Here is an 18,144-nt window from a genome sequence, read left to right on the forward strand (position 1 = left end):
TGCACCCCCTTCACAGGACGATGACGGTGGACTTCTTCTTCGGCTTGTTCTGGCCTGCGGCGACGGCGTCCAGGTAGGCCTCCCAGGAGAGACACCCGGCCATGGAGCCGTCCATCGACAGGGGCGACTGGTGCCGTTCCTTCTCGATCACCCACAGCGGCTGGCCTTGCTCGTCGAGCATCTTGAGGACCTTCCGGCGGGCGTTGGCCACGTGCTTGGCGAAGGTGGCGTCACCCGAGTGGGTCAGGGTGCCGGACTGCATGGCGCCCTTGTATGCCTTCAGCGAGTACGCCATGGCCTTGAGCCGGTTCGTCCACCACTCGGTGACGCGCTTGTCGCCCCATCGGCCCTTCCAGACGCTGATCATTCCCTCCCAGTACGGAGGGTCGGCGTACAGGCGGACCACGTCCCAGGTGGCGAATGCCTGCACCAGGACGGCGTCGACCTCGTCCTCCGGGCACTTCCAGCCCGGGCCGCCGGGGTCGTTGGCGCCGGGCGGGCACTCCCAGATGCCCAGCGGCCATTGGAACCCGGTGGCCAGGTGAGTCGCGATCAGGGCGGTGGCGTCCCGGAACTGGGCGCCGTCGAACCCGACCACGATCTTGTCGCCCTTCGGCGGCAGCGGCTGGTCCGGTCGGGCCAGTTCCTTCCACCGCTCGACGGAGAACGCCTGACGGCCCGCCTGCACACGCCGGTTGAGCCACACGCGCTCCCAGTAAGAGCGGTCGGTGTCCGGCGCGTTGTACAGCGAGACGATCGCGTCGACCTGGCCCTCGAAGTCTGGCCATGCCGCGATGGACGGGCCCGACGCCTCGCGGACCGCGGCGCGGATCTGCTCGTCGTCGGTGAGGTCCTCGTCCGGCCGCGGGGCGGCCTCGCGGTGGAAGAAGAAGAGCGTCCGGTCCTTCGACTTGCCCGACGCGACGAGCTCGGCGAACTCGTGCGTGCCCTGGGCTACCGAGTCCTCGCCCGGGGTGTAGGTGGTCGTGGTCTCCAGCGACCACGGGTCGAACAGCATGATCTTCGGGATGTTCGCCAGCATCGTCTGGTGAGCGTCCCGGTGACGAGGCAGCGTGAAGCGGTGCGTCTCGTCGAAGTGCTGGAAGGTGGTACGTGCGCCGTCGCGGCTGTCCGGCGAGGACGCGAGCGGCACGGCCTTGCCCGAGCCGCCCCAGCGCATGATGCGGTCCAGGCCCGGATCGAACAGGTCCCCGTCCGGCCCCTCCGTGATCATCACGTAGAGAGCTGCGTAGGCCAGCTCCTCGGTCTGTTCCTCGGTGTAGGCCACCATCGGGATGTACGGGTCCGACACCGGTACGCCGACGGGTTCACCGTCAGCGTCGAACCCGTCGCACCGGACCGGTCCGTCCGGGTGCAGCTCGGCGAACGCCACCGCGGCCGCCAGCTCCGTCTTCGCTGTGCCCTTGCGGACGCTCAGCCCGACCCGCTTAAAGCGCCTCTTGCCCGCGCGCGGGTGGCCCTGCGGGTACACCTCGTACCAGCGGTAGATCAGCGCGCGCTTCTCCGGGTCGAGCACGTAGGGGCGCCCTCGCAGGGCGCCCGGACCGTGCACGGCCCGTTCCTCGATGAGGTCGCACACCTGAGGTCCCAGCGTCGGCCACGGCTTGTCGTCCGGCGGCGGGACCATCAGGACGCCCACGGCTCACTCCACTACGTGCAGCGCGGCCCGCGGATCGTCGGGCCGCCGGCCTGTCGACGGGCGGCGCCGGGAACGGGGGACGCTCTCCTCATCGTGCGCAGCCACCTTCCAGCGCAGCCGAAGCAGGGCCAGCGGTGTGAGGCCGAGCCGATCGCCAAGCTGGCGGGCCTCCTTGGACGCGTCCAGATCTCCCTGCTCTGCCCGTGCCTTCCAACGGACGTACTGCGCAACTTCCCGCACCCAGCCCGCCCGCTCCCACTCCACGGCCTGGGGGAGCGCCCACAGGGCCGCCCACAGCTCCGCTTCGACTCGCTCCTGGGCGGTGAGTTGAGCGGTGAGGATGGCGGCAGCCTCGCGAGCAGCGTCAGCCTTGCGCTGAGCGGTACTCCGTTGGCGTCCAGTCAGGTTCGGCTCAGCCAGCGACAGTTCGAGCTCGTCGGCTGTGCGCTGCGCCGAGTCGCGCTGAGTCGTCAGCGCGATGTCGGGCAGCAGGGGCCACGCCGGAGGGGCTCCCTCTCGGCCGTTGGCGGGCAGTTCGGTCATTGCCACGGTGGCGTTGCGCCGCCGGGCATTCGGCTTCGGGGCAGGGCCCATACCGGCCATGCCGATCACCCCCAGAGTGCCGTTGCGGCACATCAGATGGCCGGCCCTTGCGGCCAGCCGTGGTTACAGTGCGTGCTGTCGGACGCTGCCGGAGGGCCTCCCAGACCCGTACGGACAGAGAGCTCCCTCCCCGGCGGTCCTTCGGATGATCTTGGTTGGGGCATCCCCCCGGGTGGATCATGACCGTGCGTGACGAACGTTTCAGCAGGTCAGAGGCTCGGGGCGGTGGTGGAGGTCACCAGAGGTACAGGGCGCCGTCGACCCGGGCTCGGTGTTTGACCTGGTCAGCGCCTTGCGGCTGCTCGTCGGTGTGGTGGGCCGGCCGCTGGCAGGTGATGTGGACGAGCAGGGGGAGGGTGTGGACGGCGCCGCAGGCCGGTTCCGCCTCCGCCTTCACGGTGTCCTCTGCTGCCGTGTCCTCGGCGGTGCTGTCGCTGCCCTCAGCTGCCTTGGTCTTGGTCCTGCTGGTCATGCTCAGCCTCCGTGCTGCTCGGTGTGGTCACGGCAAGGTCGATGTCCTCGTGGAACAGCACGACGTGAGCCAGTCCGAGCGAGGCGCGGAGTTGGGTGGCGATGCGGCCGGCTGCTTCAGCGTCCTCGGGCGTCAGCTCTCCCACGTTGCCGATGAGGAGGACGTCGCCCGGCTTGACGAGGACGACGCGGACGGCGTCGGTGCTCACTGGTTCCACCCTCCTGGCTGGTGCCGTGCTGTCTCGCTGCTGTGGCAGGGACCGCACAGGCCGCGCCCGTGCTCCGGATCGTTGGGGTCGAGGCCGAGGGCCTGGAGCTCACGGCGGGAGTGGGGGTGGTGGTCGGCATGCCGGGACGGCTGGCCGCATGGTCCGCGGTGCCCGTGGCTCTCGTTGGTGCACACGCACGTGGGGTCACGCTGGAGGACGGGCCGTCGGAAGAGGCGCTCGTGGTTTCGGTCGTAGCCGCGCTCTCGTGCGCTGCCTCGGGTCTGCTCTGCCTGACGGCGGTGTTCGTCGCACTTGCTGTGCTGGGTGTACGTGGGGCAGCGGGGTTCGGAGCAGACGCGCCAGCGCTGGGACTTGGGCACGAGGTCCCCCGATCGGTACGGTGTCGCGACTTGGGGGTGGTGAACGTGGAGAAGCCGGACGTTCGGCTGGGGATCGTAGTTGCTGGCCTGGTGCTGATGATCGGTTGCCGCATCATCGTGTGGTGGCCGGGGGTGATCGTGGGTGCGGCCCTGATTCTGGGCGTGCTGGTGATGGAGGGTGCGAGGCGTCTTCGTCGCTAGACGGGCTATGTGCCGCTCAGAGTCGCCGGATGCCGATGTCGAGGGAGAGCCGGATGGCGTGTGCTCGCTCCCGGGTGGCGGTTGGCAGTTCGAGCGGGACTGGGGCGCAGCAGCCTTTGAGGCAGGTGCTGTGCCCGTCGGAGACGAGGTGGACGTGGCGGCCTTCGCGGGCGAGCTGATGCGCTGCTTCGGCGGCTGGGTTGGGTGGGGCGAGCATGGCGGCTCCCTGGCACGACGAAGCCCCCCGGGTTCAGGTCACCGGGGGGCTTCGTCGTGAGTTGTGTGGTGCCTCTGTGGGCACAGCTCTGCACCGAGATCGTCACACAGCGTCTGACCTGCGGTCAAGCAACCTTGCGTGCGGCCCGCTTGGCGGCGAGTGCCGTGACTGCCTCGACGGCGAAGTACGGGTAGCGGTCTGTGCCGCCGGAGCGGGTGAGCTGGCCTCGGTAGACCAGGTTGCGGAGGGCGCCGGATGTGATGCCGAGGACCTGTCGGGTCTGTGCGGCGGTGAGGTGGCCGGGCCGTAGGTTCTGCGACTCCATGGCCCCATGATGCGCCAGCGGTATCGGGCGTGCGGGGTATCCACGGCGCGGGTTTCCCCCCGATTCCGGGCCTCGGTGCGGGAGCCCGAAACTCGAAACTTCGCAGCTCAGGAGCGATATCAGGGGCGAAACCGGTTTCGGATCAAGGTGAAACCGCTGGCTTGATCCGAAACCGGCTTCCGGGGGTCTACTCGCCGTCCTCGGCGGGTGCGATGTCCACCCAGCGCAGCCCCTTGGCCCCGCCGCAGCACTCCCTGATGGTGATCTGCCGGGTGGAGACCTTGAAGGGCTTCAGGGCGGCGGACAGGGCCGTCGAAGCGGCGGCCGCCTCCATCTCGGTCCACGGGCCGTACAGGTCGGCGCGGTAGCGGGCGAGGGCTTCGACGAGGCGGTGGGAGTGCACCGACTCGGTGCCGTCGGGCCAGATGGCGCGGAGGTGGTCGACGACGGTCTCGTCGTCGAGTTCCTCGACGACGGCGCCGACGGACTGTCCGGTGAGGGTGCCGGCAGCGGTGCGCAGGGCCAGGGCGCGCTTGGCGATGTCCTCGGCTTCGGTCTGCTTGATGAACGCGGCGCGGACCGTGATTCCTTCGCGGCCGCGGGCGAGGATGCCGGTTCCCTGCTCGTCGATGCTGATGTCGGTGGCGCGCAGGCCGCGATCGTAGGCGCCGGTGCCGAGCACGTTGTTGTTGGCCCGCCAGTCCATGACCGCGAGGCACAGGCGGGTACCGACCGAGCTGGAGACGCTGCTGGGCAGGCTCGGGGCGTCGGGGTTCTGGGTCAGCAGGATGAGGATGATGCCGTAGGCGCGGGCCTTCTTGATCAGGCGGGTGGCCAGGGCGGCCGCCTCTTCCTTGTAGTCGTCGTGGGTGAACAGCTCCTGAACCTCGTCGATGACGATGACTCGCGGGCCCAGGTTCTGCTCGGGGTACTTCTCGGCGAGCGCGCGGGTGACCTTGCGGCCCTCGGGGACCTCGCTGGCGGGCAGGGAGCGGATGAACGCGGCGCGGCGCTGGTACTCGGCGATCCCGGAGCGCATGCCGGCGAGGGCGGCCTCCAGGTCCTCGTCCTCGTCGCCGGACACGTAGCGGTGGCAGATGGGCTTGACGGAGTCGAGGTCGCCGGAGCCCTTGAGCTCGTAGATCCACAGTTCGGCGGTGGGGTCGAGGGCGACGCCGAGGACGATGGCGAGCGCGCAGGACGTCTTGCCGGAGCCGGGGATGCCTCCGACCAGCAGGTTCGAGTACATGAGGGTGATCTCGATGAGGTTGCCGCGCGGGTCGAAACCGTAGGGCAGGGGCTGGTAGACGTCGGCCTGGCCGTCCTTCATCAGCGGCCAGATCTTGCGGCCGGCCTTCGCGGGGTCGCGGCTGGCGACCCACAGGACGAGGCGGCCGGGGTGGGCGGTGCGGTCGGCCTCCGGCCACACCGTGCTGATGGGGCGTCGCATGGCGGCGGCGAGGGCAGCCCGCTTCTCCAGGACGGCGGTGGCTTCGATGCCGGGCGGGAGGTCGACTTCGGCGCGCCAGCCGGGGCCGTCGCGCATGACCTCGGCGGCGAACTCGACACCGCGGCGGCCCTTCTTGCCCTCGATGCCGATCGCGGCGAGGGCGTCGAAGACCTCGGTGGAGTCGAGGCGGCGCAGGACGTTGGTGGCGACGTAGCGGGTGATGAGGGGCTTGTCGTTCTTCCTCCCTGCGACGCCAGCGAGCGCCAGGGCGCCGATGGCGGAGGCGAGCGTCCAGCCGGGTACGAGGAACGAGCTGACCAGCGTGGTGATGCCGGTGGTGGTCGCGACGACGACGGAGGCGATGCGGCGCGGCCGGACGCGGCGGGAGTGCTCGCGGGACAGCGCCAGCCACGCCTCGATGTCCGCGGAGGCGGCGGCCTTGGCCTCGACGGGGCGGGCCTCGGTGTCGGCAACCCACTTGCCCCAGCGGATGAGGAGGCGGCCGGTGCCGCGCGGGGAGCGCAGCAGCAGACGTCCCAGGTAGACGGGGGCGCGGAGCGAGTGGAAGCCGGTTACGTGCCCGTAGTACGAGGCGGCCCAGCGGACGTGGTCCTTGAAGAGGTCCCAGCGGCGCAGCGCGGGGGGGACGACGGGCGGGGCGTCGGCGAGGTAGGCCTGCTTCTCCGCGAGCCACGTGCCGTCCGGCGGCGTCTGCTCGGGGGGGTCGACGGGCCGCGGCTCGGCGGACGCGACGACGTCGATGACGGTCTCGGACAGGGTGTCAGGGAGCTCCTTGTGGAGCTGTACGACGTTGTCGGCCATGCTGGTGCCTTCCTTGCTCCTTGCAGGGGTACGGAGGCCCGGGGGCGGCCGTTGACTTGGCGGTTGGGGCCGCCCCCGGGGCGGGGCTACTTGCCGTTCTTGCGGCGCTCGGCCGCCTTCTCGATGCGCTCGACGCGCTTCTTGAGGTCGCTCAGGTCGACGTTGCCGGTGCCGTCGTCGGCGAGGCCGCGCTTGCCCATGCGGGCGACGAGGGCGACGACGCGGACCTTCTCGCCGGTGGTGAAGTCGCGGAAGCTGATGTCCTTGGCCACGGTCAGGACTCCTTGGTCTTGTCGTTGTCGGGCAGGGCCATGGAGAAGGTGACGGTGAAGTCGCCGTCGTCCTCCATCTCGATCTCGCTGCCGGTCTCCGGGTTCGTCTCGGCCATGGGTCAGGCCTCCGTGTTCTCGTGGTCGGCGGGCAGCTCGGGAAGGGCCTGCGCGAGCGAGGCGTAGGCGCGGGACGTGTCGGCCCACAGCGCGCCGGCCTGGGCGAACCGCTGGGTCTTGGTGTGGTTGACGGGTTCGCCGCTGTGGGCGGCGCCTTCGGCGTACTCGGCGAGGCGCTTGGCCTTGGCGGCGGCCTGCTGGGCCTCGGTCAGGGCCTGTGCGCGGGTCAACGGCATGAAGTGTTCCTCCTGGTTGCGGGCCGGGCTATCCAGCCCCACCGCGCCCCCACGCACGGTGTCGCGGGGGACGGAAGGGCTGGTCAGCGGCCCTTCTGGAAGTCGGCCCACATGGACCGCAGGACGAGCAGGCAGACGGTGGCGCAGGTCCCGCCGACCGCGACGGCCACGGCCAGCAGGGCTGCCGCCATGGCGAGGAAGGTCAGCGCGACCGCTCCGCCGATCCCGGCGGCCACGTACAGGCCGACGGGTCGCCGGGCGGGCACGGGAGCGGGCGCCGGGGGCTGCTGGTTCTGGGCGGTCTTGGCCAGCTCGACGGCGGCGAGCGCGATCTGTACGGCGGCGGTGTTCGCCGAGGCCTCGGTGACGGCGGCCTCCGCCTTGTCGAGGGCGTCGCTCATCGGGCCCACCTCCGGACGCGGCGGCTGATGCGCGGCCACAGGATGATGCCGGCCGCGGCGACCAGGGCGGGGGGCTGGGACATCAGCGCGACCGTCCCAGCGAGCACGACGGACGGCGCGGCCGGGAAGGCGAGCAGGAACAGGCCGAGGGCGGCACCGAAGAGGATGCGCGTGATCATGCGTAGCCTCCGTTGCCCTCGTCGCGCTTCGCCAGCGCATCAGGCTGCGGCTGCGGGGCGGGCGGTGCCTTCTTCGCGGCCCGGGACAGGGCGGCGCGGATGTAGGGCTCGTCGACCAAGAGACGGCGGCGGCGGGCCAGGTGCTCGGCGATCTCCTTGGCCTTGGCGTCCGGCCCGAGGATCGATGCGGCTTCCTCGACGGCGCCCTGCAAGTTCACGGCGGGAAGCGCGTTGACCTGCGGCGCATCACCCGTATCACCGCGATGCACCTCGTACTCTGCGGGGCGGGTGCCAAGGACGAGAGCGACCGCTACGGGGTCCACCGGTACGCCGTACGTCCCGAGCATGGTGGCGATCTCGGCGGGCGGCGCATCAGGTCGCGCCTCGTGAGCGAGGCGGATCGCGGCGGCCGGGTCCATGGTGGCGAACCGGGCTCGGAGTACGTCGGTCGCGGATGCCGACCGGGGGGCGGGTGCTGCGGGTCGCGCATCAGCCTGCGGGAGGGCGAGCATCTGCCCGAGCGCGTGGCTGGCGCCGAGGGTGAGCTTCTCGCGGGACACGTCGACCAGGTCACCGCCGAGCTGCTGGTCGCCGACGCCGACCTTCCCGATCAGCTTCCACGCCTTCCGGACCGCTGCCTCCTTCTTGTCGTCGTCCGGGTGGCCGGTGGACAGTGCCTGCTGGAAGGCGAGTTGCTGCACGGTGTGGGCGTTGCGGCGGTCGGCCTCGGCGTCCCGGCCGGTGGTGTAGACGACGACGGACCGAGCGATGAATCCGAGGCCCTCGGCTGCACCGGACATGGCGAGTGGGGTGACCGCGTACACCGCGGCCTCGCGGGCGCTGGTGGCGATCGCCAGGCCGATGCCGCTGGCGGAGACGGGGGCGATCCACATGCCGGCGCGGACGACGGCCGGGGAGGACTGCCCGAGCATGGTCCTGCCCAGCATGATCAGGGCGAGGATGAGGGTCAGGCCCTCTCCGGCGGCGACGACGCCGGCGGCGGTGGCCTGGCGGTGGAACTCGGAGACGGCGTTGGTGTAGGTGCCCCAGGCGCCGACGCCTCCGACGACCGTCATGGCGACGGCGGCGGTGGCGAGTACGGCGGTCTGCCCCGTGGTGAGTTCGCGGGTGCTCACTGGCCACCTCGCTGGGCTTCCACGGCGGCGGCGAGGCTGCGCAGACGCATCCGCAGGGCCACCGCGGACCTGATCATGTCCGAGTCGTCGTGGATGTCGGCGGTCGCGGTCTCGGCCAGGGTCTCGGCGGCCATGCGGAGTTCGGTGGCCATGTCGAGCGGGGTCGGGTCGCCGTAGTCGTACGTGCGCAGAGGCGTCGCGGTCACTGGTCCGCACCCCGTTCGGTGGCGAGGAACGCGGCCACTACGGGGAAGGCGCGGTCGACGGAGCGGCGGACGGCCTCTTCCTCACTGATCGGCTCGGCGTCGAGGGAGCGGAGCAGGAGGCGCAGGGCCTCGCGCACCTTCAGGACGTCGTCGCTGACGAGCATCTGCTGGGCGACCCGGATGGCGACGGCGAGGTCGCTCGGCTCGGGGGCGGGCCAGAACGGGGCGGACGGAACGTAGGGCGAGAGCTGGGCGGCGGCTCGCTGAAGCTCGCCCTTGGCGTAGTCCTGGTCGCAGAGGGCGTGCAGCTCGGCAATGCGAGCTGCCTGGGCGGAAGTTGCGGCCCGACGGGGGCGCGCGAAATGATCGGTCATGCCGACTCCTGGTCTGATCAGGTGTTCGGTGAAGGGCCGGGCGGTGCGCGCGCCGGGGGCTGCAACCCCCGAGCTGCTGCCCGGCCTTTCGTCGTACTCCAGCATTCCACACACTGAACGATTTGTTCAAGCTATTGAATGCGATGCGCGCGCATCATCGCGAATCAGCAGGTTGGAAGTGGTGCAGCATCAGGTAGTCCTCCGGCCCGTACGCCGACCCGCACCACCGGCACATCAGCCGCGTCTCACCCGGCAGCCGCCAGATCACCGCCCCGCACACCACGCCCTCGCCGACCAGCGCGACGCAGTAGCCGATCCGCTGTAGCCGCGGCTCCGGGTCCCCGACGATCGAGCGGACCTGGCTGTTCAGGTCAGCCACCTCGCGGGCGAGGTCGCCGGCCGCCGGGTACTGCGCGACGATCCAGTCCAGTTCCTGGGCGAGCCATCGGCAGTCGGCGTCCAGCCGGGCGGGCGGCACGGCCCCGCGGTGGGGCCAGCGCAGCCGTCGGACGTCCGCCCGCCACCTGTGGATCACCTCTGTCGCCCGGGCCCAGTTCACCGTGTCGATCACGTCCTCGTCGACGGGGGAGCGCGGGCCGGCCGAGGCTTTGGTCGCGACGATGTCGCCCCACCCGGTCCGGCGCGGCACGAGGCACTCGCCGACCTCGCGGTACAGGGCGGGGAGTTCGAGCAGCCGCGCGGCCAGCTGCTCCCGGTGCCGGTTGCACAGGTAGCCGCTGGCTGCGTTGCCGCACAGTTCGCAGGTCACTTGTTCGTGCTCTCCTTGGGCTCGGCGAGGGCCTTGCGCAGCTCGACCGCGGCGCCTCCGTAGGCGCGGAGGATGGCCCATCTGCGGGCGAGCCGGCTGGCCCGCTCGACGGCGGCCTCGGCGGCCAGGGCCCGCTCCTTCCACTCGTCCCCGCGGCGCCAGCCCTTGTTCGCGTTCTCGTACAGGGCGTCCAGGTCGTCGTCGGTGATGCTGTCGGCGGTGTGTCGTCGGCTCGTCATGCGGACCTCCGCTGCTTCGCACAGGTCGGGTCGTGGTCGATGCCGAGGCTGGTCCACCAGCGCTCACAGCACACGTGCTGTAGAGCGTCGGCGGCCTCCCTGATGGCTCGCCGTTCCTCGTTCTCGCGTACGCGTGCAGCGCGCTCCGAGCTCGCGAGGGCCTCCGCCTCTTTGTCGACAAACTCGGCTTCGCGCAGCCAGGCGATGATCGGGACGATCGAGGCGGCGGCGAACAGCACCGCGATCCAAGGCGAGTTGGCCATGCCGGACTGAACGGCGGCCCAGGCGAGGAAGAGAGCGGTGGCGCCGTAGATGACGCACAGCACCTTGGCGAAGCGGGTCATGAGTCCTCCCGTGGTGTGATGGGTGGGAGGCCGCCCCGGCTAGGTCCCGGGGCGGCCGTCCTGCTGCTCACGCGCAGATCACGCACCGGTGGTCAGCGATCTCCGTGTCGTGGCAGAAGTCGACGCAGCGGCGGCAGTACGGCGTCTCGGCGTAGCGGGCGTGCCCGTCGAAGCGGGTGTCGGCGGGGTCGAAGGGCGTCCGGCACTTCCCGCAGGATTCGGCGGCCTGCTGCTCCTGGCCCTGCTGTGCCTCGTCGGCCGCGATGATCGCCGCGCACACGGCCATCACCTGCACCAGCTCGACACGTCGCTTGGCCGGGTCGGACTCGGCGAGCGCCTCGTAGACCTCCTCCAGCAAGATCCCGTCCCATGCGGTGTGGGTGTGGTCGCCGTCGGGGTGGCCGGTGCAGCGGCCCACGGCCCGACTCGGGGTGGCGCGCTCGGCGTTGACCTCCCGCCAGATGTCGGCTCGGCCGGCGTAGTACGGGTGCGTCGCTTCGGGGATGTCGCGCGGGTCGATGATCGGGTGGAGCTGGACGCCCCACTTGGCCAGCTGCGCCTGTCGCTCGGCGTCGATCTCCTCAGCGAGAGCGCCGAGGCCGGGCGTGGTGAAGAGCTTCGGGTAGCTCATGGGTTCCTCCGGTGGTGGTGTCGGGTTGGGGTCAGCGGCGGGCGTGGCGCCCGTGCTTCGGGGCGGGCGGGAGGTGGCCCGTACGGGCCCAGTGCGGCGGGGTGGGAGTGGGCTTCGGCTTCTGCCGCTCGCGGGCGACGAGCCGGGCGAGGTCGAAGGCCTGGTAAGCCCAGAAGACGAGGCCGGCAAGGGCGCCCCAGAGAAGCCACTCGACGGCGGTCATCCCGTGTCCCCAGGTCGACGTACTTCGGTCTCGCCCTCGAACGGTTCCAGCAGCGCGTACGCGGCCTGGCGGTCGCCGCTCAGGTACTCCACCGCGTAGTCAGCGAGGCGATCCCGCCGCAGCCAGCCGAGCTGTTCGGCGACGAACCCTGGGTCGTCCCAGTGGCCGTCGCCACAGCTGAGGTCACTACTGCCGTTCTTGTCGGCCCGGTCGAGGCGGGAGGTGGGGAATCCGTACTCGATGGCTGTCTCACGCGACCAGACACCGGCAGGCATCTCGCACACGTTCGACCAGCCCACGTACATGTCCTTGTCACGGTCGGGCTTGACGAGCAGGCAGCGCAGGCGCGGGTCGTGGCTGGCTTTCACCTCCGCGAGTTCGTCACGGGCCTCTTTCAGCTCGGCGGACAGTTCCTCGTACCGGCGACGCCCGAGGGGCTTCCGGCCGCTGGCGTGCCAGGCCTCCATGAGTTGCTCGGCCTGCTCGCGCTGCTCAGGGGTGATGGCGGCGAGCATGGTGTCAGCGAGAGGCTCGCGGAAGACGTCGCCCATGCCGCTGCCCCAGAACGTCCAGTCGAGGAGCGACCAGAGTTCTCCGCGCTCGGGCCGAGGCTGCGCCTTGGCGGCCAGGCGTCGAAGCTTCTCGAGTGCTGCGGTGTCGTCGTCGCCGAACTCGTTGCCGCGCGAAGCCATCTGCTCGGCGGCCAGTTCGAGCGCGTAGGTCAGGAACTGCCGGTCGGTGTCGCGCAGCTCGTAGGCCGCACTGGTCTCCGCGATGCTGTGGTGTCCGAGCTGCTCGGCGGGGGTGGGCTGGTCATTCATAGATTCCTCCGTGATGTGATGGGTGGAGGTCCGGGCCTGATAGCGACAGGCCCGGACCGTCACGCGTGGTAGGTGCCGCGCGCAGACCTCGGGGCGGTGGCCGGGTCCGGCGGCATGGCCTTGTCGTCGCCGTTCGCGACGCGGACGAGGCGGTCGACGGTGACGGTGCGCCAGCCGAGGCCTCGGCACCGGTGGACGGCTTCCAACAAGCGCAGCGCAGTCTCGATGCGCTCGGCCTCCGTCGAGGGCTTGGGCTTGAGAGAGGTCACGATTCCTCCGTGGTGGGGTTGGGTGGAGACCCAGGCCTGATAGCGACAGGCCCAGGCCGCTACGCAGCGGCGGGAAGCAGGGAGTCGAGGACCGACGTCACGTGCGCGATGTCGATCAGGTCGGCGACCTCGCCCGCAGTGGCCTGCCGAGGGATCGCGATGCCTCGGCGGCGGCAGAGGCCCAGCTGCTTCGGGCTCGGCTTGCCTGCTCGCCAGCGCGCTCGTCGGTCGACGAACGCCCCCGGCGCCAGCTGCCGGGCCTGCTGCTCCAGCCAGGCCAGGGCCTCGTCGAGCGGGCGGGCGACGTCCTCACGGGGCGGCTGCACGCCGTCCTGCGCCGTCCAGCGGCGCATCCGGTACAGCCGCGTCCCCGGGTCCCGCGCGAGGAACAGCGTCATCGAGTTCGAGACCCGGATGAACCAGGTCCCCGCCGGCGTCCGCAGCCAGCAGATGGACGAGCCGCCGAACAGGCTGATCTCCTCCGCCTGCACCTGGGCGGCCAGGGCGCGGCGCTTCTCGGAGGCCACGTGCTCCTCGGCGACCTCCCGCAGGCTCTTGCCTTCCGAGGCCTCGCCGATCTCCCGCTCGGTGAGGTCGACCATGCTCGCGAGCTTGTGACGGCTCGCCGCGCCCATGACGTCAAGCAGCAGGGCGTCCCGCTTCCCGGGGGCCGGACGCAGGCCACGGCCGACCATCTGCACGTACAGGCCCGGGCTCTTCGTTGGCCGGGCAACGACGATGCAGGAGGTGTGCGGGGCGTCGAACCCCTCGGTGAGCACCATGCAGTTGGTGAGCACCTGGACCTCACCCGCCACGTACTGGGCGAGCGTCGCACGGCGCTCGTCACGTCCCATGTCGCCCCAGACCGGGGCTGCCTTGATGCCGACGGCACGCAGTGAGGCGGCAGCGCCCTGAGCAGTCGCCACGGTCGGCGTGAAGACGACGCCCGGGCGGTCGCCCGCGTGGTCGACGTACGCCTTGGCGATGGCGTCCAGCGCGCCGGAGTCCTCCAGCGCCTTGCCGAGCTGGCCCTCGACGAGGTCGCCGCCGCGGGTGCGCACCTTGTTGAGGTCGAGGGTGTCGACGGTGATGGCCTTGCCTCGAACGTCGCACAGGTAGCCGTCGCTGATCATGTCGAGGATGTCGAGGCGGAAGACGACGTCCTGCCACACCTCGGCCAGGCCGCCGTCGGTGCGGGTCATGGTCGCGGTGAAGCCGGCCGTCGGTACGCCGTCCCAGGCCCCGAAGTGCTGGAGGACCTCCATATAGGTGCGGGCGGCGGCGTGGTGGCACTCGTCCACGATGATCAGGCCGATGTCGCGGATGGCCTCGCGGCGCTTCGGGACGGCCAGGGTCTGGATGCTGGCCACGATCACGTCGGCGTCGTGGTGGTCGTCGCGCTGAGCCTTGACGATGCCGACCCGCAGCATGGGGTCGACGGCGAGCAGCTTGGAAGCGGCCTGCTCGATCAGCTCTTCGCGGTGGGCGATGACGAGCGCGCGGCGGCCGCCGAGACTCTCGAGCATGCCGTGGGCCAGGTGGGAGAAAACCACGGTCTTACCGGCGCCGGTCGGCAGGACGACGGCAAGGCGGTTCTGGCCGGAGCTCCATCCCTTGTGCAGAGCCTCGATGGCCTCGACCTGGTAGGGGCGGGGGGTGAAGGACATGGGTCACCTCGATTCGGTGGTGGAGGGAGAGGGGCGGTACGCGGTGCGTACCGGCTGCGTACCGGCTGCGTACCGGGCAAAAAGCTGCTCTGACCTGCTCTTATGTCTCTCTCTAGAGCAAGAGGTACGCAGGTACGCAGAAACACATAGGGGTCCACGTGTGTGCGCCCGCACGCACGCACACACGCGGGCACGCGCACACACGCACACCCCCGAGGGGTGCCATTTCCGGGCGGCTGCGTACCGGCCCGCGAGGCGACTCTGAAGGGCGCCTGACCTGCGGATATAGGGGCGGCCGGGTGGTACGCACATCGTGCGTACCACCTTCGTGACGGCGCTCATGCCGCCTCGTCCGCGTCCCCGTACGGGATGCCTTCGGGGGTGAAGGCGAGGCACTTCGCGCGCGTGCCGTCGAAGCGACGCGGCACGAGGTGCGCCGGACGCTGGCTCTTCAGCGTCTTCAGGTAGCCGGCGTCCACCCAGCTGCCCACGACGGCGTCCAGCGAGTAGTCGGCCTCCGCCAGGATCTTGCGGACGCGCTCGGGCAGCAGCGCCACCTCGGTCACGCCGTCCTTGGTGGTGAGGGCGCCGAGCCAACCGGAGTACGGAGGCTTCTCGTTCATGGCCGCACGCGTCGCGGTGAACAGCTCATGGGAGTGGCCCGCGATGTACTCGCGCAGCACGTCCAGGGCCATCTCTGGGCGGTTGTCGGTGGGGTTGTGGGCAGTGAACAGGCCGCGCCAGGTGTCGTGCGGAAGAGGCTCGTACGGCAGGAGCCCGATGCCGCACGCCAGCGTCTCGGCGAGCACGAGTGCGGCGACCATGGGCGCTCGGCGGTTCGTCATGTCGCTGGCGCCGCGGAACTCGTCCACGAGCGCGCGGTGACGTTGCTTCAGGGCCTCCCGCCCGTTCGGCTGGGCGAGGCCGCTGAGGATGTACTGGATGAACTCGGGGCCCGCGTGCCCGTGGTTGGCGAGGACGCCGTCGCGGGCCGCCGCAGCTGCCGGGCCACCGTTGTCGCCGAACGGGGCGACCGTCGTCCCGAGGATGCGGGCCGCCGCGCCCTGGCTGGTCGTGAAGGAAAGCGCCGGCCGCTCGCCGGAGGACAGGAGGATGGTCTCCCAGGGCAGCATGTTGCCGAACGCCCCGCCGGACCTGGCCTTCCCGTGGTTCATCGGGAGCTGGTACAGCACCTCGTCAATGAGGGTGTCGTCCGTGACCGCCATCGTCTCGTCGAAGACGGTGACAATGCCGCGCACCAGGTTGAGCCGCTTCTCGATCGCGTACAGCGTGGTGCGCCAGTTGCTCATCGCCGAGGCGTGCTCGGAGGGGTCGGCCCACACCGACAGCGCGCACTGGAGCGCGGTGGTCTTGCCCTTGGTGGACCGGCTGCTGATGTCGAGGGTGAAGGAGTTCAGGCCCAGGGGCTTCAGCAGCGGCGCGGCGAGCGCGGCAGCGACGGCGATGCGCGGCACGGGGAAGCCGGCCAGGTGGGCGACGGTCGCCTGCCAGTCCTCCAGAGTCCCTTTCCTGGCGTGCGCGCGGGCCGGGCCGCGCTGCTCCTCGAACGGCACGTCGACCTTGATGCCGTCCTCGGGGGAGGAGACGAACGTGCCGTCGTCCTGCCAGCCCAGCCACCGGGCCAGCTGCTCGGACGGGATGCGACCGACGTTGCGGGCCTCGAACTCGGCGAGCCACTTCTCGACAGCGCGCGCGTCCCCCTCCACGGCCGGGAGTCCGGCACTGCCGAGCGTCTCGATCAACTTCCGGCCGCGCTTCGCGGTCTCGCGGGAGACGATGCGGGAGATCAGGCGTGGCCGCCCGAGGCTGCGGTCGATCCAGCTCAGTTCTACGTACTGGTCGCCCTCGGGGTCCTCGAAGGTCGCGGTGATGACGAGGGGAGCGAACGTCACGCGCAGCCAGTTCTCGCCGCTGGTGCTGAGCACCTCGACACCGCGGTTCGTGACCCGGTAGTCGTACGGCGTGCGGACGGTGGGCGGGAGGCCGAACGTGTCGGCGTAGTCGAAGCCCTCCGAGTCGCTGGGCGCGTCCTCCTGGCGCGTCCGCTCGTCGTGTGCCCTGGCGTGCTCGTCCTCGGCGGGCTCGGGCTCAGGCGTCGGGGCCGGGCCCGGGGCGGGCGCGGCGAGGGGCGCACCGAGTGGGGCGAGGCGGCGGCTGCCGTAGCCCTGGCGGGCCAGCTCTCGTGCAGCGGCCTTGTGGTCGCCGCCGTGGTTGAGCAGCGCGTACGCGCCGAACTTCGAGTAGGGGACCTCGCTCTGGAACTCACTGCCGGTGGCGAAGACGAAGAGTCGGTCGTGCTCGTCCTTCCCGGTCGTCGCCTTCACGCCACCGACGCCGTCGGCCCACCCCCAGTAGGTCTCGCTGCCCCGGGTGTTCAGGGGCCGGAAGACACTCCGCAGGATGTCCGCCCAGTCTGCTCGGGCCTCGAAGTCGTCACCCGGACGGAGGGAACCGTCGGGGCGGGCCGGCGCGGGCCGCGGTGCCGTCTTCGGGGCCTCTTCCAGGGGCATCGCGTCGAATGCCTGGCACAGGGCGTAGACCGCATCGAGGTCCTCCGGCTCGACGACGGCCATGGTCGTAGGGCCACCTGCGAGCCGGACGTACGGCTTGCCGCTGGAGTGTGTGGACCCGTGCGACGGAGCGATGACGACGAATCCGCCCTCGCCCCGCGTCTCGATCAGAACCCGCACGATCTTCGTGCCAGGCTTCTCGGCGACGCGTTGCCGCTCTGCCGCTGTGTACTCGTCTTCGCGGGCGAGGCGCCGAGCCAGCTTCTTGTTCGCAGCAGCGGGCCTGCCCTTGACGACCACCTTGTAGTGCACGCCACCGGAAGGTGACTGGTCGGCCCATCCGGTCGTGACGGCCCGCCAGAGGTCTCCGAGACCACTGTCGTTGGCGAGCTCGGTGACGGCGTCGAGGATCCCCTCCTTGACCGCGAGGCCCTCGAACTCGATGAGCTCGACGTTCCCGGAGACGGCCCCGGTTACGACACCGATGCCGCTGCGCTGGCCGTCGCCGAACCACCGGTCGTGCTCTTCAGGGGTGGAGCGATTGACCTTGTACTGGATCCAGCTGCGGACGTCCGGCGCCTTTGTGCCGTCGGCTCGAACCGGCAGCACGCACAGGCCTGCGTCGTGCAGCTCTCTGGCTGCCGCCCGGAGATCCGGGGTCTGTGAGTCGGTCAACGCTTCTCCCCGTGGTACGCGGCCAGGTGCTGGCTCTTGATCTCGGCGACGAACGCCTGCACAGCGGCCGATCCAAAGACCGGTCCTTCGCGGCGCTGGGGGCAGCCGGGGCGGTAGCACTCGTAGCGAGCGCGGACGTTCTCGGTGTCGGCGACCAGCAGGCCGTCGAACGGCTGGGGGGAGGGCGCGCGGCCCGGGGTGTCCCGGGCCCGCGCCAGGCCGGCGGTCACTGTGCCGCCTGGGCGACGCGCGCGTGCCAGCTGTCGACGTCCTCGACGTGACCGGCCGCGACCGATGCCTGGAAGTCGGCCGCCCGCTGCTGGTCTTCCTGGCGCTGAGCGACCTCCTCACGAAGCTGGAGGAGGGAAGTCGCAGGGTTCTGACCGCCGGGGAGGATGGCGAGGCCATCGCTGTCGGCCGCCCAGATGACGACCACTCGGGCCAGCTGTTCCTCGTCGGTGGCGCGCGACTCGTGCAGCTTGATGTGCTGCTGCGCGGCGTACTGCCGGAGGGTCTCGCGGCTCAGCGTGTGGTGAGCCCAGGCGAGGATGCTGGCCGGAGCTCCGGTGATACGGATCAGGTCCCCGATGGCGTCGAGGCACTCGGCGACGTCCTCGGTGACGCCCAGCTTCGCGGCCTCGATCTGGCGGAGGGCGCGGGTGACGTCGGGCGTGGTCGACGGCGCGGTGGCCGTGGGAAGCTCAGCCATGAGCGGA

General features: G+C 70.8%; 25 protein-coding genes. 1 reads left to right on the forward strand and 24 read right to left on the reverse strand.

The features are described 5' to 3' along the window. Positions 1-10: 10 nt before the first annotated feature. The 4 genes from H295_RS0140845 to H295_RS0140860 all read right to left on the reverse strand — a co-directional run bounded on the left by H295_RS0140845 (position 11) and on the right by H295_RS0140860 (position 2,943). Complete coding sequence (locus H295_RS0140845; protein ID WP_020141143.1) at positions 11-1,660, reverse strand: terminase; 1,650 nt, start codon at positions 1,658-1,660, stop codon at positions 11-13. Between the two features lie 3 nt (positions 1,661-1,663). Next, the gene (locus tag H295_RS44910) at positions 1,664-2,296 is read right to left on the reverse strand and encodes a hypothetical protein (RefSeq protein ID WP_158691127.1); all 633 of its coding nucleotides are present in this window, start codon (positions 2,294-2,296) and stop codon (positions 1,664-1,666) included. Positions 2,297-2,498: 202 nt separating this feature from the next. Next, positions 2,499-2,735 (reverse strand): hypothetical protein, encoded by a 237-nt coding sequence (locus H295_RS0140855; protein ID WP_020141145.1) that lies wholly within the window; start codon positions 2,733-2,735, stop codon positions 2,499-2,501. After that, positions 2,704-2,943: a hypothetical protein gene (locus H295_RS0140860; RefSeq protein ID WP_020141146.1), complete on the reverse strand. Its 240-nt coding sequence runs from the start codon at positions 2,941-2,943 to the stop codon at positions 2,704-2,706. The genes H295_RS0140855 and H295_RS0140860 overlap by 32 nt, the downstream gene beginning before the upstream one ends. A gap of 425 nt (positions 2,944-3,368) precedes the next feature. Here H295_RS0140860 and H295_RS47385 point away from each other — a divergent pair, with 425 nt between their 5' ends. Then, on the forward strand, positions 3,369-3,524 hold the full coding sequence (locus H295_RS47385; RefSeq protein WP_158691128.1) for a hypothetical protein: 156 nt from the start codon (positions 3,369-3,371) through the stop codon (positions 3,522-3,524). Between the two features lie 341 nt (positions 3,525-3,865). Here the strand turns inward: H295_RS47385 and H295_RS0140870 are convergent, their stop codons facing one another. The 20 genes from H295_RS0140870 to H295_RS47395 form a co-directional block, all read right to left on the reverse strand. Beyond that, positions 3,866-4,066, reverse strand: coding sequence for a hypothetical protein (locus H295_RS0140870; protein WP_020141148.1), 201 nt, complete (start codon positions 4,064-4,066; stop codon positions 3,866-3,868). Positions 4,067-4,253: 187 nt separating this feature from the next. Continuing rightward, positions 4,254-6,338: an FtsK/SpoIIIE domain-containing protein gene (locus tag H295_RS0140875; protein WP_020141149.1), complete on the reverse strand. Its 2,085-nt coding sequence runs from the start codon at positions 6,336-6,338 to the stop codon at positions 4,254-4,256. A gap of 86 nt (positions 6,339-6,424) precedes the next feature. Then, on the reverse strand, positions 6,425-6,610 hold the full coding sequence (locus H295_RS0140880; RefSeq protein ID WP_020141150.1) for a DUF6257 family protein: 186 nt from the start codon (positions 6,608-6,610) through the stop codon (positions 6,425-6,427). Positions 6,611-6,729: 119 nt separating this feature from the next. Further along, positions 6,730-6,963 (reverse strand): hypothetical protein, encoded by a 234-nt coding sequence (locus tag H295_RS0140890; RefSeq protein ID WP_020141152.1) that lies wholly within the window; start codon positions 6,961-6,963, stop codon positions 6,730-6,732. A gap of 83 nt (positions 6,964-7,046) precedes the next feature. After that, a complete protein-coding gene (locus H295_RS0140895; RefSeq protein WP_020141153.1) occupies positions 7,047-7,364 on the reverse strand; it encodes a hypothetical protein in 318 nt (105 codons plus the stop codon). Continuing rightward, positions 7,361-7,543 (reverse strand): hypothetical protein, encoded by a 183-nt coding sequence (locus H295_RS0140900; protein WP_020141154.1) that lies wholly within the window; start codon positions 7,541-7,543, stop codon positions 7,361-7,363. Before H295_RS0140900 ends, H295_RS0140895 begins: the two co-directional genes overlap by 4 nt. Beyond that, positions 7,540-8,679: a hypothetical protein gene (locus H295_RS44915; RefSeq protein ID WP_051135700.1), complete on the reverse strand. Its 1,140-nt coding sequence runs from the start codon at positions 8,677-8,679 to the stop codon at positions 7,540-7,542. The genes H295_RS0140900 and H295_RS44915 overlap by 4 nt, the downstream gene beginning before the upstream one ends. Beyond that, complete coding sequence (locus H295_RS44420) at positions 8,676-8,885, reverse strand: hypothetical protein (RefSeq protein WP_020141155.1); 210 nt, start codon at positions 8,883-8,885, stop codon at positions 8,676-8,678. Before H295_RS44420 ends, H295_RS44915 begins: the two co-directional genes overlap by 4 nt. Continuing rightward, positions 8,882-9,259 carry a hypothetical protein gene (locus H295_RS0140915; RefSeq protein WP_020141156.1) on the reverse strand — a complete coding sequence of 126 codons (378 nt, stop codon included), beginning with the start codon at positions 9,257-9,259 and terminating at the stop codon, positions 8,882-8,884. Before H295_RS0140915 ends, H295_RS44420 begins: the two co-directional genes overlap by 4 nt. 154 nt (positions 9,260-9,413) lie before the next feature. After that, positions 9,414-10,028: a hypothetical protein gene (locus H295_RS0140920; RefSeq protein ID WP_020141157.1), complete on the reverse strand. Its 615-nt coding sequence runs from the start codon at positions 10,026-10,028 to the stop codon at positions 9,414-9,416. Beyond that, positions 10,025-10,267 carry a hypothetical protein gene (locus H295_RS0140925; RefSeq protein WP_020141158.1) on the reverse strand — a complete coding sequence of 81 codons (243 nt, stop codon included), beginning with the start codon at positions 10,265-10,267 and terminating at the stop codon, positions 10,025-10,027. Before H295_RS0140925 ends, H295_RS0140920 begins: the two co-directional genes overlap by 4 nt. After that, on the reverse strand, positions 10,264-10,611 hold the full coding sequence (locus H295_RS0140930; RefSeq protein WP_020141159.1) for a hypothetical protein: 348 nt from the start codon (positions 10,609-10,611) through the stop codon (positions 10,264-10,266). Before H295_RS0140930 ends, H295_RS0140925 begins: the two co-directional genes overlap by 4 nt. A 67-nt stretch (positions 10,612-10,678) precedes the next feature. Then, positions 10,679-11,242, reverse strand: a complete 564-nt coding sequence (locus H295_RS44920) for a hypothetical protein (RefSeq protein ID WP_020141160.1) — start codon at positions 11,240-11,242, stop codon at positions 10,679-10,681. Between the two features lie 31 nt (positions 11,243-11,273). After that, positions 11,274-11,465 (reverse strand): hypothetical protein, encoded by a 192-nt coding sequence (locus H295_RS0140940; RefSeq protein ID WP_020141161.1) that lies wholly within the window; start codon positions 11,463-11,465, stop codon positions 11,274-11,276. Then, entirely contained in the window at positions 11,462-12,286 is an 825-nt protein-coding gene (locus H295_RS0140945; RefSeq protein ID WP_020141162.1) for a hypothetical protein, read from the reverse strand. Before H295_RS0140945 ends, H295_RS0140940 begins: the two co-directional genes overlap by 4 nt. A 59-nt stretch (positions 12,287-12,345) precedes the next feature. Next, positions 12,346-12,555, reverse strand: a complete 210-nt coding sequence (locus tag H295_RS0140950; RefSeq protein ID WP_020141163.1) for a hypothetical protein — start codon at positions 12,553-12,555, stop codon at positions 12,346-12,348. Between the two features lie 59 nt (positions 12,556-12,614). Continuing rightward, positions 12,615-14,222 carry a DEAD/DEAH box helicase gene (locus tag H295_RS0140955; protein ID WP_020141164.1) on the reverse strand — a complete coding sequence of 536 codons (1,608 nt, stop codon included), beginning with the start codon at positions 14,220-14,222 and terminating at the stop codon, positions 12,615-12,617. A gap of 338 nt (positions 14,223-14,560) precedes the next feature. Beyond that, complete coding sequence (locus H295_RS44925; RefSeq protein ID WP_020141165.1) at positions 14,561-17,428, reverse strand: DUF927 domain-containing protein; 2,868 nt, start codon at positions 17,426-17,428, stop codon at positions 14,561-14,563. After that, positions 17,425-17,658 (reverse strand): hypothetical protein, encoded by a 234-nt coding sequence (locus tag H295_RS47390; protein ID WP_020141166.1) that lies wholly within the window; start codon positions 17,656-17,658, stop codon positions 17,425-17,427. The genes H295_RS44925 and H295_RS47390 overlap by 4 nt, the downstream gene beginning before the upstream one ends. Beyond that, on the reverse strand, positions 17,655-18,137 hold the full coding sequence (locus tag H295_RS47395) for a hypothetical protein (protein WP_020141167.1): 483 nt from the start codon (positions 18,135-18,137) through the stop codon (positions 17,655-17,657). Before H295_RS47395 ends, H295_RS47390 begins: the two co-directional genes overlap by 4 nt. Between the last annotated feature and the right edge of the window lie 7 nt (positions 18,138-18,144).

Origin of the sequence: Streptomyces sp. 351MFTsu5.1 (assembly GCF_000383655.1) — a bacterium.
GTDB classification, from domain to species: Bacteria; Actinomycetota; Actinomycetes; order Streptomycetales; family Streptomycetaceae; genus Streptomyces; species Streptomyces griseorubiginosus.